Origin of the sequence: uncultured Streptococcus sp., assembly GCF_901875575.1 — a bacterium.
GTDB lineage: Bacteria > Bacillota > Bacilli > Lactobacillales > Streptococcaceae > Streptococcus.
This window is the reverse complement of record NZ_CABFMF010000007.1, coordinates 30,778-44,569: the sequence shown is the minus strand read 5'-3', so window position 1 is coordinate 44,569 and position 13,792 is coordinate 30,778. Positions and strand designations below refer to the sequence as shown.

Genomic DNA, 13,792 nt, shown 5'->3' with positions numbered 1-13,792 from the left:
GAAGCACAACGTGTTGCACTAGCGAAGATAATTTTAAAGGATCCTCCTTTGATTCTCGCAGATGAACCAACCGCTTCACTAGACCCTAAAAACTCTGAGGAATTACTTTCTATCCTAGAATCTTTAAAAAATCCGAATCGGACCATTATTATTGCGACCCATAATCCTCTGATTTGGGAGCAAGTGGACCAAGTTATTCGAGTTACCGATTTATCACATAGATGATATGGCAAGATTCATACTCAATGAAAATCAAAAAGCAAACTAGGAAGCTAGCCGCAGGCTGCTCAAAGCACTGCTTTGAGGTTGTAGATGAAACTGACGAAGTCAGCTCAAAACACTGTTTTGAGGTTGTGGATAGAACTGACGAAGTCAGTTACATATATATACGGCAAGGCGAAGCTGACGTGGTTTGAAGAGATTTTCGAAGAGTATCAGTTAGAAGAAAGAGTCACAAACACACTTTGTGGCTTTTTTATTTCCATAAAAATGGTAAAATAGTAAGAGTAGAAATGGAGTTCGAGACATGAAAGTAATAGATCAATTTAAAAATAAGAAAGTCCTTGTTTTAGGTTTGGCCAAGTCTGGTGAATCTGCGGCACGTTTGTTGGACAAGCTAGGTGCAATTGTAACAGTAAATGATGGGAAACCTTTTGAGGACAATCCAGCTGCCCAAAGTTTGCTGGAAGAAGGGATCAAGGTCATTACAGGTGGCCATCCTTTGGAACTCTTGGATGAAGAGTTCGCCCTCATGGTAAAAAATCCAGGCATTCCCTACAGCAATCCCATGATTGAAAAGGCTTTGGCTAAGGGAATTCCAGTCTTGACTGAGGTGGAATTGGCTTATTTGATTTCTGAAGCACCGATTGTTGGTATTACTGGTTCGAACGGTAAAACAACTACAACGACCATGATTGGGGAAGTTTTGACTGCTGCTGGTCAACATGGTCTCTTATCAGGGAATATCGGCTATCCAGCTAGTCAAGTGGCCCAAACTGCGACAGATGAGGACACGCTTGTCATGGAACTTTCTTCTTTCCAACTCATGGGTGTTCAAGAATTCCATCCTGAGATTGCGGTTATTACCAACCTCATGCCAACTCATATCGACTACCACGGTTCTTTTGAGGAATATGTAGCAGCCAAGTGGAATATCCAGAACAAGATGACAGCGGCTGATTTCCTTGTCTTGAACTTTAACCAAGACTTGGCAAAAGAATTGGCTAGCAAAACACAAGCTACCGTTGTACCATTCTCAACACAGGAAAAGGTTGATGGAGCCTATCTGGAAGACGGTCAACTTTACTTCCGTGGGGAACTAGTCATGGCAGCGAATGAAATCGGTGTTCCAGGTAGTCACAATGTGGAAAATGCCCTTGCGACTATTGCTGTGGCCAAGCTTCGTGGTGTAGACAACCAAACCATTAAAGAAACTCTGTCATCCTTTGGTGGTGTCAAACACCGTCTCCAATTTGTGGATGAAATCAAGGGTGTGAAATTCTATAATGATAGCAAGTCGACCAACATCTTGGCCACTCAAAAAGCCTTGTCAGGTTTTGACAACAGTAAGGTTATCTTGATTGCAGGTGGTTTAGACCGTGGCAATGAGTTTGACGAATTGATTCCAGATATTACTGGACTCAAGAAGATGGTCATCCTCGGTCAGTCCGCAGAACGTGTCAAACGGGCAGCAGACAAGGCAGGTGTTAGCTATGTGGACGCTTCAGATATTGCAGATGCAACTCGAAAGGCTTATGAGCTAGCTACTGAAGGTGATGTGGTGCTCCTCAGTCCTGCCAATGCTAGCTGGGATATGTATGCTAACTTTGAAGTACGTGGCGACCTCTTCATTGATACAGTTCTGGAGTTAAAGGAATAATATGAAAAAAATTGTCTTTACAGGTGGGGGGACGGTTGGACATGTTACCCTCAATCTTTTATTGATACCCAAGTTTATCGAAGATGGTTGGGAAGTCCACTATATCGGGGACAAGCGTGGTATCGAACACCAAGAAATCCTCAAGTCGGATCTAGATATCACCTTCCATTCCATTGCGACTGGGAAATTGCGTCGCTATTTCTCTTGGCAAAATATGCTAGATGTCTTTAAAGTGGCTTGGGGAATTGTCCAATCGCTCTTTATCATGTTGCGACTTCGTCCACAGGCCCTTTTTTCAAAGGGAGGTTTTGTCTCTGTGCCGCCTGTTATCGCTGCGCGTGTATCAGGAGTACCTGTCTTTATTCATGAGTCTGATCTATCTATGGGCTTGGCCAATAAAATCGCCTATAAATTTGCGACAAAAATGTACTCAACTTTTGAGCAAGCTGCTAGTCTTGCTAAGGTAGAGCATGTAGGAGCAGTAACCAAGGTTACTAGTCAAGAAATTGCAGAACCTGATGAATTGGTAGATATCCAAACCTACTTTAATCCAAAGTTACCAACGGTACTTTTTGTTGGAGGTTCAGCAGGAGCTCGGGTCTTTAACCAGTTGGTGACAAAGCATAAAAAGGAACTAATAGAGCGCTATAATATTATCAACCTCACAGGGGATTCTAGTCTAAATGAGCTAAGTAAACACCTCTTTCGTGTAGATTATGTAACGGATCTTTACCAACCTTTGATGGGGATGGCAGATGTGGTTGTAACACGTGGTGGTGCCAATACAATTTTTGAGCTCTTGGCTATGGCAAAATTGCATGTTATTGTACCACTTGGTCGTGAGGCTAGTCGTGGGGATCAGATTGAGAATGCAGCTTATTTTGTAAAAAAAGGCTATGCAGAAGAGCTTCAAGAAAGCGATTTGACCTTGGACAGTTTGGAAGAGAAGCTGTCTCACTTACTAAGCCACAAAGAAGACTATCAATCTAAGATGAAAACTTCAAAGGAATTGAAATCTCTAGCAGATTTTTATCAATTGTTGAAAAAAGATGTATCATAAGGAAAATAAATGTCAAAAAAAAGGAAAAAGAAGGTTAAAGAAATTCCTCAAGAGCCTAAAGAATTATCAGAATGGCAGAAGCGAAATCAAGAATATCTAAAAAAGAAGGCTGAAGAAGAGGCTGCCTTAGCTGAAGAGAAGGAAAAAGAAAAAGAAGCTCGCATGGGGAAAAAGCCTGAAAAACCTGAAGAATCTGATAAGGATGAGGGAAATGTGGATCATGAGGATGAATCCACTCCAAACGAGTCAGAATCAGATATAACTGAGTCAAACTCAGATATAAACAAATCAGAATCAGTTAAAGAAAACTCTGAAGAAAATGTAGAAGTTTCTGAAGATATAAAAGAAGAGAAGGAAAGCAAAGAAGAGAAACCATTAGATAAAAAGAAAGAAAAAAAGAAAAAGGGTGAGAAAAAACCTTCTAAGGACAAGCCAAATAAACCTAAAATACCAGGAGTTCATATTTGGAGAGCTCTAACTATCTTAGTTCCAAGTTTCTTTATCCTCTTGCTTTCTGTATACTTGCTTAGTCCTTATGCGACAATAAAGGATATTCATGTTGAGGGAACTGTTCAAACAACTGCTGAAGATATTAGACAGGCTGCAGCTATTCAGGATTCGGAATACATGTTGAGTCTCATTTTTGAAAAAGCAAAATATGAAGAACGAATCAAGTCGAATGATTGGGTTGAGTCTGCTCAAATGGTTTATCAATTTCCAACAAAATTTACAATAAAAGTTAAAGAATTTGATATCGTGGCCTATTATGTTTCTGGTGAAAGCCACTATCCTATCCTTTCTAATGGAAAGCTTGATAGTACTGCGGTAAGTTTAGTCACTTTGCCTGAAAGTTACATGTCTGTCATGTTTAATGATAGTGATAAAATCCATACTTTTATCTCAGAACTTTCTACTATTAGCTCTGAAATAAAGTCAGCTATACAAAAGGTAGAATTAGTATCAAGTAAGACTACTTCCGACTTAGTGAGATTGACAACGACGGATTCAGATGAAATCTTGGTTCCTTTATCTGAAATAGGCAAGAAGCTGCCTTATTATAGTAAGATTAAGAAAAAAATAAAAGAACCAACTGTAGTTGATATGGAAGCTGGAGTTTATAGCTATAGCGTAGCGGATAAACTAATCATAGAGGCTGAGGAAAAAGTTAAAAAAGAGGCTGTTGAAGCTGAAATCAGACAAAAAGAGGAAGAGAAAAAAAATCTGGAAGAACAGAAGAATAAATTGGAAGATGAGAAGAAAAAGCTGGAAGAAAAGATCAATCAAAATCAAACGCCCCAACGTTCACAGCGTCGTTAGGTATAACTTTTCTTTTGACTCTTGTTTTTTAAAGGATCATTCCTAGTTTTTGCTTGACAAGTTTCTGTATAAATAATAGAATAGTAAAAAACCTTTAAAGCAGTCCAGAGAGGCAGCTAAGGTTAGACGGTGAAAGGGTTGAGACTACCCATTTTTCGTGGAACCTTGCTGTTGGCAGGTTCCTTTTTTCATGCTCTCTTGCTTACAAAGGTAAAAGGAGAAAAAGTATGCGAGAACAGCGTCCAGTCATTGCCCTTGATTTTCCAAGTTTTAAAGATGTTAAGGAATTTTTGGCTCTTTTCCCAGAAAAAGAGAGCCTTTATTTGAAAGTTGGAATGGAGCTATACTATTCTACAGGTCCTGAGATTGTTTCCTACTTAAAAAACTTGGGACATAGCGTCTTTCTTGATCTCAAACTTCATGACATTCCAAATACAGTTCAGTCGGCAATGAAGGTCTTATCTAAACTTGGTGTTGATATGACCAATGTACATGCGGCTGGTGGAGTCGAGATGATGAAGGCGGCGCGCGAGGGACTTGGGCATCAAGCGAAATTAATTGCCGTGACTCAGCTAACTTCAACGTCTGAATCTCAGATGCAGGATTTCCAAAATATCCAGACTAGCCTTCAAGAATCTGTCATTCACTACGCAAAGAAAACGGCTGAAGCTGGTTTAGATGGGGTTGTATGTTCAGCTCAGGAAGTACAACTTATCAAGCAGGCAACCCATTCAGATTTTATCTGTTTAACGCCAGGAATTCGTCCACAGGGAGCTGCTGTTGGTGATCAAAAACGAGTTATGACACCAGCAGATGCCTATCAAATTGGGAGTGACTATATCGTAGTTGGACGACCAATTACACAGGCAACAGATCCAGTGGCAGCCTACCATTCTATCAAGGATGAATGGACACGAAACTGGAACCCAAATAATTAAATTGTAAAAAAGGAGAATACCATGACACTTGCTAAAGACATCGCTAGCCACCTCTTGAAAATCCAAGCCGTTTACCTCAAACCAGAAGAGCCGTTCACTTGGGCATCTGGTATTAAATCACCAATTTATACGGATAACCGTGTGACACTAGCCTATCCTGAAACTCGTACCCTAATTGAAAATGGCTTTGTGGAAGCTATCAAAGAAGCCTTTCCTGAGGTAGAAATGATTGCAGGAACTGCGACAGCAGGGATTCCACATGGAGCTATTATTGCTGATAAAATGAACCTACCATTTGCCTATATCCGTAGTAAACCCAAAGACCACGGTGCTGGAAACCAAATCGAAGGTCGTGTAGCTCAAGGACAAAAGATGGTTGTTGTGGAAGATTTGATTTCAACTGGTGGTTCTGTTCTCGAAGCGGTAGCTGCTGCCAAACGTGAAGGTGCAGATGTGCTTGGTGTTGTAGCGATTTTCAGTTACCAATTACCAAAAGCAGATAAGAACTTCTCAGATGCAGGTGTTAAGCTGGTGACCCTTTCGAACTACAGTGAGCTCATTCACTTAGCCCAAGAAGAAGGTTATATCACCCCAGAAGGATTGGATCTCCTAAAACGCTTTAAAGAAGACCAAGAAAATTGGCAAAATGCCTAAAACATAGAAAATCAGGTAGTCACTAGGATTACCTGATTTCTTTTTGTAATGTTATTGGAAGTTAGTTAATTTTTCCACCTTCAACAACCAGGTCAGAAGAAATGCCTTTTGATAAAGTGGTAGATATTGTTCAACAATGGACCAATCCAAAAATAGAACCTCCTATCTAGAAATAATATAGTTATTGTAGCATTTAAATGCTACCTTGGATAATATCTATTTTTTATTGCCCTTATAAGGATTGTTTATCATAGTTCGAATCTTTCTGAAATTTCCAAACAAAATATTTGAAAAGTTTTGAAAAAAGAGTTAAGATATTTTTGTAACATACAAAGAAAACGCTTACTTATTAGGGAGGGCATTTTATGTCATACAAAACAAGCAATGCAGAAGGTCATGTAGATTTTATTAATACCTATGATTTGGAGCCCATGGCGCAACAAGTTATTCCTAAAGCAGCCTTTGGCTATATCGCTAGTGGGGCGGAGGATACTTTCACTTTACGGGAGAATATCCGTGCCTTTAACCACAAACTCATCGTTCCTCATACGCTCTGCGATGTTGAAAATCCAAGTACAGAGATTGAATTTGCAGGTGAAAAATTGTCTTCACCAATCATTATGGCACCTGTTGCGGCTCATAAATTAGCAAATGAACAGGGTGAAGTGGCGACTGCGCGTGGTGTTCACGAGTTTGGTTCCCTCTATACAACCAGTTCTTACTCTACTGTCGATCTTCCAGAAATTACAGAAGCCCTTCAAGGGACACCTCATTGGTTCCAATTTTACTTTAGTAAGGATGACGGTATCAACCGCCACATCATGGACCGTGTGAAGGCTGAAGGGTATAAAGCGATTGTCTTGACGGCAGATGCTACTGTAGGGGGCAATCGTGAAGTAGATAAGCGTAATGGTTTTGTCTTCCCAGTTGGCATGCCGATTGTTGAAGAATACCTGCCAGAAGGTGCTGGTAAATCAATGGATTTTGTTTACAAATCAGCTAAACAACGCTTGTCTCCACGCGACGTAGAATTTATCGCTGAGTACTCAGGACTGCCTGTTTATGTCAAGGGACCACAATGCCGTGAGGATGTTGAACGTTCGCTTGCTGCGGGAGCTTCTGGTATCTGGGTAACCAACCACGGTGGTCGTCAAATCGATGGTGGACCAGCTGCTTTTGACTCGCTTCAAGAAGTCGCTGAAGCAGTTGATAAACGTGTTCCAATCGTCTTTGACTCTGGTATTCGTCGTGGACAACATGTTTTTAAAGCCCTGGCTTCTGGAGCAGACTTAGTAGCCATTGGACGCCCAGTTATTTATGGTCTAGCTCTTGGTGGTAGTGTTGGTGTACGTCAAGTCTTTGAACACTTGAATGCGGAATTGAAGACAGTCATGCAATTGTCTGGAACTCAGACCATTGAAGATGTTAAACACTTTAAACTACGTCACAATCCATATAACCCAAGTTTCCCAGTTGATTCTCGTGACTTAAAATTGTATTGATAAAACAGATTGCCTCCACTAAGTGTGGAGGTTTTTCTTTGTGTATAGGAAAAATAAATCGCTAGAAAATCTATATAAATATATTTTTCGGTTAAATATCTTGCTAGGGCTTTCATTTTTTGCTATACTGGTGCAGTAATTAAATAATAAAGACATTTGGGGTGCTTTAGGCTGAGATGATACCCATTGAACCTGATACAGTTAAGACTGGCGAAGGGAAATGTGAAATGGTTTTTTTCAAATACAGAAATGAACCGTCTAATCTTGTAACCTAAACTCTAATTTTCGTTTGTAATTGGAGTTTTTTTGTTTATATAAAACTGGATAGACTTGTTTATACTCAATGAAAATCAAAGAGCAAACTAGGAAGCTAGCCGCAGGTTGCTCAAAGCACTGCTTTGAGGTTGTAGATAAGACTGACGGAGTCAGCTCAAAACACTGTTTTGAGGTTATGGATAGAACTGACGAAGTCAGCTCAAAACACTGTTTTGAGGTTGTGGATAGAACTGACGAAGTCAGCTCAAAATACTATTTTGAGGTTGCAGATAGAACTGACGGAGTCAGCTCAAAGCACTGCTTTGAGGTTGTAGATAAGACTGACGGAGTCAGCTCAAAATACTATTTTGAGGTTGTGGATAGAACTGACGGAGTCAGCTCAAAACACTGTTTTGAGGTTGTGGATAGAACTGACGGAGTCAGCTCAAAACACTGTTTTGAGGTTATGGATAGAACTGACGAAGTCAGCTCAAAACACTGTTTTGAGGTTGTGGATAGAACTGACGAAGTCAGCTCAAAATACTATTTTGAGGTTGCAGATAGAACTGACGGAGTCAGCTCAAAGCACTGCTTTGAGGTTGTAGATAAGACTGACGGAGTCAGCTCAAAATACTATTTTGAGGTTGTGGATAGAACTGACGGAGTCAGCTCAAAACACTGTTTTGAGGTTGTGGATAGAACTGACGGAGTCAGCTCAAAACACTGTTTTGAGGTTATGGATAGAACTGACGAAGTCAGTAACATATATCTACGGCAAGGCGAAGCTGACGTGGTTTGAAGAGATTTTCGAAGAGTATTAGGTAGCTCTCTGCAAATGCCCTCTATGTTCTTTAAAAGGATCAAGTGGAATTACGATTTTGCTTGGTATCTCTTGGTGTTTTATTAATTACTAACAAGTAAAGAGAGGAGAAGTAAATATGGAAACACAAGACTATGCATTTCAACCAGGATTGACGGTTGGAAGATTGTTAAAAAGGAGTCAAGATGATTGGCAGGCTGCCGTCAATCATCGTTTTGTCAAGGAACTTTTTGAGGGGACAATTGAGAATGAGGTTTTAAAAGAATACCTGATCCAAGATTATCATTTCTTTGATGCCTTTCTATCCATGCTTGGTGCCTGTGTAGCTCATGCTGATAAACTAGAATCCAAGCTCCGTTTTGCCAAGCAACTAGGCTTTCTTGAAGCAGATGAAGACGGTTATTTCCAAAAGGCTTTTAGGGAATTAAAAGTGTCAGAAAAAGACTATCTAGAGGTGACCTTGCATCCTGTAACAAAAGCCTTTCAGGAGCTTATGTATTCTGCTGTGGCTTCATCAGACTACGCTCAACTTTTAGTCATGTTGGTGATTGCAGAAGGTCTCTATTTAGACTGGGGTTCTAAAGATTTGCCTCTACCTGAAAGTTATCTTCATCAAGAATGGATTAATCTTCACAGAGGTTCTTTCTTTGCAGAGTGGGTTCAATTTCTGGTTGACGAACTCAATCGTGTCGGGAAAGGTCGAGAAGATTTGACAGAACTTCAGAAACGATGGAATCAAGCAGTTGCTTTAGAATTATCTTTTTTTGATATTGGCTATGATTTGAAGGGAAATAAATAAAGACAAGATAACTGTTTAAAAACAAATAAAAAAGAACTAGCTTAGTTATTGTAAGTTAGTACAGAGGAAACGAAGACAAATCTGTCAAAAGATAAAGTAAGAAAGGAAATAAATGACATGACAAGTTTAAAATTATTAAAAGAAAAAGCACCATTAGTAATCTGTATCACCAATGATGTTGTAAAAAACTTTACAGCAAATGGATTAGTAGCACTGGGTGCCTCACCAGCCATGAGTGAGTTTCCAGCAGACTTAGAAGATCTATTAAAGTATGCTGGAGGATTATTGATTAACATTGGGACTTTAACGGATGATAATTGGAAGCTGTACCAAGAGGCACTAAAAATTGCTGAAAAATATAATGTCCCTGCAGTATTAGATCCAGTAGCTTGTGGAGCAGGATCTTATAGAAAAAAAGTATCCGAAGATTTAATAAATAATTACAAACTCGCAGCGATTAGAGGAAATGCTGGCGAGATTGCTTCTTTAGTGGGAATAAATGTGGCATCTAAAGGAGTAGATAGTGCTGGTGTGGATAATATTGACGAAATTGCTCTAGCGGCCAACGCTAAGTTTCATATTCCAATTGTAGTAACAGGTGAAGTGGATGCCATTGCGGTAAATGGAGAAGTGGTAACGATTCATAATGGTAGTGCTATGATGCCAAAAGTCATTGGGACAGGATGTTTATTAGGTGCTGTAGTAGCAAGCTTTATCGGACTAGAAAAAGGTCAAGAATTGAAATCTTTAGAAACTGCTATGTTGGTTTACAATATCGCTGGAGAAATGGCAGAAAAACGTCCAAATGGACATCTTCCAGGTACCTTTAAAGTGGAATTTATAAATGCCTTATACGAGATTACAGATGAAGATGTAAATGAATTCAAAAGAGTGAAGTAAGATGTTTCATAAAGAATTACTAAAACTATATTTTATTTGTGGAACGACTACTTGCCAAGGAAAAGATTTATATACAGTCGTCGAGGAAGCCTTAAAAGGTGGTATAACCTTATTTCAATTTCGTGAAAAAGGTAAGGTAGCCTTAGAAGGTAAAGAAAAAGTCGAATTAGCAATTAAACTACAGGATCTTTGTAGAAAATACAATGTTCCATTTATTGTTAATGATGATATTGAGTTAGCATTAGAGATAGATGCTGACGGAGTACATGTAGGACAGGATGATCTTGGTGTTGATGAAATTAGAAAATTGATGCCAGATAAAATAATTGGTCTTTCTATAAAAAACGAGGCAGAATTTCAACAATCAAAAGTCGAATATGTAGATTATGTTGGTGTTGGTCCTGTATTTGATACCCAGTCAAAAGATGATGCTGGTGGCGCTATAGGCTATGAAGGACTTGAAGTCATGAGAAAGCTATTACCACAAATGCCCTTAGTTGCAATTGGTGGGATACAGACGCAACATATTAAAGACATTATGAAGACCAATGTTGACGGTGTTTCAATCATTTCAGCGATTTCCTACTCTAAAAATGTAGAGAAAACTGTTCGAGAAATGAGTGATCAATTTTAATTTTTGTATCCTTGCATTCTAAGTCAATAGGATTCTCTTACTCGCTAAGCTGAGTTTTTATCCTTCAAATGTGCATAGGTCATTTTGTATGGTTGACTTAGCGATTTTACTACAATAGAACGGGCTAGCTTATTTTCAGTTCAATTCCTTGAACTATAATAAATCGTCTGTTAAAATAATTATATAATTAAATAATAAAGACATTTGGGGTGCTTTAGGCTGAGATGATACCCATTGAACCTGCTACAGTTAGTACTGTCGAAGGGAAATGTGAATAGTTTTTTCTTGAGAAAGAAAAAACCATCTAATTTTGTAAGCGAAACTCTAATTCTTGTGTGTAATTAGAGTTTTTATTTTTACTAGATAGACTAGATGCAGAGTATGATGGTAGTCTCTCTTAAATGCCCAATTGTCTAAAAGGAGTTTTTATGTTTGAAAAGTGGCGTTTAAAAGATGTTATCTTACTTGCTTTCTTGTCTATCTTTTTTGGTGGCGTTTTTGTGGGTTCAGGATATTTATTTAATATTTTGACTCTTTTATTGACACCATTAGGTTTACAAGCTTTTGCCAATGAAATATTGTTTGGCCTTTGGTGTATGGCTGCGCCCATCGCTGCTATCTTTGTTCCAAGGGTTGGAAGTGCAACGATTGGAGAAGTGCTAGCTGCTCTTGCTGAAGTCCTTTATGGTAGCCAATTCGGTCTAGGTGCCCTTTTGTCTGGCTTGGTTCAAGGTTTGGGAAGTGAACTTGGTTTTATCGTAACCAAAAATCGCTATGAAAGTTGGCTCTCTCTAACTGCTAATAGTATTGGGATTACGCTTGTTAGCTTTGTCTATGAATACATTAAGTTAGGTTACTACGCCTTCTCCCTTCCTTTTGTCCTTTCCTTGCTTGTGGTACGTTTTATTTCCGTCTTTTTCTTCTGTACCATCTTGGTTCGTGCCATTGTCAAACTCTATCATCAGTTTGCAGCTGGGGGCAAGGCATAGATGGGGGTGGAACTGAAGGGGATTGTCTATCCCTCTTTCACAAAGCCGTTTGATTTTACATTTCAGTCCCAAGCCTTTACTTTATTGGTTGGAAAAAGTGGTTCGGGTAAATCAACTCTTTTTCAAATCATTGCTCAACTCAGTGCCTTACCCTATAGTGGTCAGGTTCTTATAGATGGGATTGAGCTGAGTAAACTTTCAATTACGGAAAGGGTTCAGACAGTTGGGATTCTCTTTCAAAACCCCAATCATCAATTTACCATGGAGAGCTTGTTTGAGGAGCTGATTTTTACCTTGGAAAATATTGGGCATCCCGTTCAGGAAATTGATTCTAAAATAGCAGAGGTGGTCCAGCAATGTCGTTGCAAGGAAATCTTGCACCGTCCTATCCATCACTTATCAGGAGGGGAAAAGCAAAAGGCTGCTTTGGCAGTTCTCTTTGCTATGAATCCTAGGGTCTATCTCTTGGATGAGCCCTTCGCTTCCATTGACCGTAAGAGCAGGATAGAGATCTTGGAGATTTTAAAAGAATTGGTCTCTGATGGGAAGACAGTTATTTTGTGCGACCATGATTTATCTGATTATGAAGCCTATATCGACCATATGGTGGAGCTAAGAGACGGACAACTAAGGGAAGTGTTTCAAATTCCTACCTCTGAGACGACACAGGTTGCTTCAAAGGAAGTTGCTTCTAGCCCAGAACTATTCCACATGGATAGAACAACTTGTGAGCTGGATAATCGCCCCCTCTTTTCAACTGCAGATTTCACGTTCTACCAAGGGATTTCCTGTATCTTAGGTGATAATGGTGTTGGGAAATCAACCCTTTTTCGCTCCATTCTACAGTTTCAGAAGTATAAAGGGCGCATTACGTGGAGGGGGACAGTCCTGAAAAAGAAAAAGAGTTTGTACCGTGACCTGACGGGTGTTGTTCAGGAGGCTGAGAAACAGTTTATCCGAGTTAGTCTGCGAGAGGAACTTCAATTAGACGGACCTGATTCTGAAAGAAATCAGCGTATTCTTCAAGCCTTACGATATTTTGATCTGGAGAAGGAACTTGATAAGAGTCCCTATCAATTAAGTGGTGGCCAGCAAAAGATTCTCCAGCTCTTGACCATCTTGACCAGCAAGGCTTCTGTGATCTTGCTGGATGAACCTTTTGCAGGTTTGGATGATAGAGCTTGCAACTATTTTTGTCAGTGGATACTGGAGGAGAGAAGTCAAGGAAGAAGTTTTCTGATGATTACACATCGTTTAGATCCTTTGATCTCTGTGGTTGATTATTGGATTGAGATGACTAGTCAGGGTCTCAGTCATGTGAAAGAAGTGACTATCACCAAACCGCTCACATCTCAGAGTAGCAATACTCAAGGGGAGGTGAGATAGTATGGTCAAAGTAGCAACCCAGACACCGATTATCAGTCTCTTCTTGCTGATTTTATCCTTGGAAACCTCCTTTGTTCCATCGGTTACTCTCAATTTATCGGTCGTCTTCTTTTGCATGGTCTATATGAGTTTTTACCGTAGGTTTCGTATGATGGTTTGGATGCTTTTATTAGCTATTCTACCAGCCTTTGCCAACTACTGGGCAGTTCATTTGCATGGTGATGTTTCCCAAGCAGTTATACTTGGTACCAGAGCTTTTGTGACAGTTTGTATAGGAATTGTATTTATCTCAAGCATCTCACTAAAAGAGTTACTATTGTATTTATCCCAAAAGGGATTGTCACGTTCTTGGGCCTATGCCTTGCTAGTGGTTTTCAATGCTTTTCCTCTGATTCAGAAGGAAATTAAATCTTTAAAGGAGGCCTGTTTGTTACGTGGTCAAGAACTGCATTTTTGGTCTCCCTTGATTTACAGTAAGGTTCTGATGACAGTCTTTAGGTGGCGTCATCTTTATCTGAGAGCTCTGTCGGCGCATGGATATGACGAATATGCACAGTTGAAGAATAGCTATAGGACTTTTTATATTGCTAAAAAAACAAAATTAATCTACCTACTTATATTTTTAATTCTTCAAACCAGTTTATTTTTATAAAGGAGTT

The 13,792-nt window shown here is 39.5% G+C and carries 15 protein-coding genes and 2 riboswitches; all 15 genes read left to right on the top strand.

The window, feature by feature from the left end; genetic code table 11:
• Positions 1-225: AAA family ATPase (locus tag QZ114_RS01765; protein WP_259408499.1), on the top strand; the 225-nt coding region annotated here is incomplete at its 5' end.
• Positions 226-245: 20 nt separating this feature from the next.
• Positions 246-416: a hypothetical protein gene (locus QZ114_RS01760; RefSeq protein ID WP_295499054.1), complete on the top strand. Its 171-nt coding sequence runs from the start codon at positions 246-248 to the stop codon at positions 414-416.
• 110 nt (positions 417-526) lie between these two features.
• Positions 527-1,879, top strand: coding sequence for a UDP-N-acetylmuramoyl-L-alanine--D-glutamate ligase (gene murD / locus QZ114_RS01755; RefSeq protein ID WP_295499051.1), 1,353 nt, complete (start codon positions 527-529; stop codon positions 1,877-1,879).
• Position 1,880: 1 nt separating this feature from the next.
• Positions 1,881-2,939, top strand: a complete 1,059-nt coding sequence (locus QZ114_RS01750; protein WP_295499048.1) for a UDP-N-acetylglucosamine--N-acetylmuramyl-(pentapeptide) pyrophosphoryl-undecaprenol N-acetylglucosamine transferase — start codon at positions 1,881-1,883, stop codon at positions 2,937-2,939.
• Positions 2,940-2,948: 9 nt separating this feature from the next.
• Entirely contained in the window at positions 2,949-4,256 is a 1,308-nt protein-coding gene (locus tag QZ114_RS01745; RefSeq protein WP_295499045.1) for a cell division protein FtsQ/DivIB, read from the top strand.
• A 227-nt stretch (positions 4,257-4,483) separates the two neighbouring features.
• Entirely contained in the window at positions 4,484-5,194 is a 711-nt protein-coding gene (gene pyrF / locus QZ114_RS01740; RefSeq protein WP_295499042.1) for an orotidine-5'-phosphate decarboxylase, read from the top strand.
• 21 nt (positions 5,195-5,215) lie between these two features.
• Positions 5,216-5,848 carry an orotate phosphoribosyltransferase gene (gene pyrE / locus QZ114_RS01735; RefSeq protein ID WP_295499040.1) on the top strand — a complete coding sequence of 211 codons (633 nt, stop codon included), beginning with the start codon at positions 5,216-5,218 and terminating at the stop codon, positions 5,846-5,848.
• Positions 5,849-6,213: 365 nt separating this feature from the next.
• A complete protein-coding gene (gene lctO, locus QZ114_RS01730) occupies positions 6,214-7,350 on the top strand; it encodes an L-lactate oxidase (protein WP_261036939.1) in 1,137 nt (378 codons plus the stop codon).
• Between the two features lie 147 nt (positions 7,351-7,497).
• Positions 7,498-7,586: riboswitch (TPP riboswitch) on the top strand.
• A 107-nt stretch (positions 7,587-7,693) separates the two neighbouring features.
• Positions 7,694-8,404, top strand: a complete 711-nt coding sequence (locus tag QZ114_RS01725; protein WP_295499036.1) for a hypothetical protein — start codon at positions 7,694-7,696, stop codon at positions 8,402-8,404.
• A gap of 139 nt (positions 8,405-8,543) precedes the next feature.
• A complete protein-coding gene (locus tag QZ114_RS01720; protein ID WP_295499033.1) occupies positions 8,544-9,224 on the top strand; it encodes a TenA family protein in 681 nt (226 codons plus the stop codon).
• Positions 9,225-9,341: 117 nt separating this feature from the next.
• Positions 9,342-10,124 (top strand): hydroxyethylthiazole kinase, encoded by a 783-nt coding sequence (gene thiM, locus QZ114_RS01715; RefSeq protein ID WP_295499030.1) that lies wholly within the window; start codon positions 9,342-9,344, stop codon positions 10,122-10,124.
• 1 nt (position 10,125) lies between these two features.
• The gene (gene thiE, locus QZ114_RS01710) at positions 10,126-10,758 is read left to right on the top strand and encodes a thiamine phosphate synthase (protein WP_295499027.1); all 633 of its coding nucleotides are present in this window, start codon (positions 10,126-10,128) and stop codon (positions 10,756-10,758) included.
• Positions 10,759-10,953: 195 nt separating this feature from the next.
• A riboswitch (TPP riboswitch) is annotated at positions 10,954-11,042 on the top strand.
• Positions 11,043-11,186: 144 nt separating this feature from the next.
• Positions 11,187-11,747, top strand: a complete 561-nt coding sequence (locus QZ114_RS01705) for an ECF transporter S component (RefSeq protein WP_295499024.1) — start codon at positions 11,187-11,189, stop codon at positions 11,745-11,747.
• Positions 11,748-13,133 (top strand): ATP-binding cassette domain-containing protein, encoded by a 1,386-nt coding sequence (locus tag QZ114_RS01700; RefSeq protein WP_295499021.1) that lies wholly within the window; start codon positions 11,748-11,750, stop codon positions 13,131-13,133.
• Between the two features lies 1 nt (position 13,134).
• Complete coding sequence (locus QZ114_RS01695) at positions 13,135-13,785, top strand: energy-coupling factor transporter transmembrane component T (protein ID WP_295499018.1); 651 nt, start codon at positions 13,135-13,137, stop codon at positions 13,783-13,785.
• Positions 13,786-13,792: the final 7 nt, after the last annotated feature.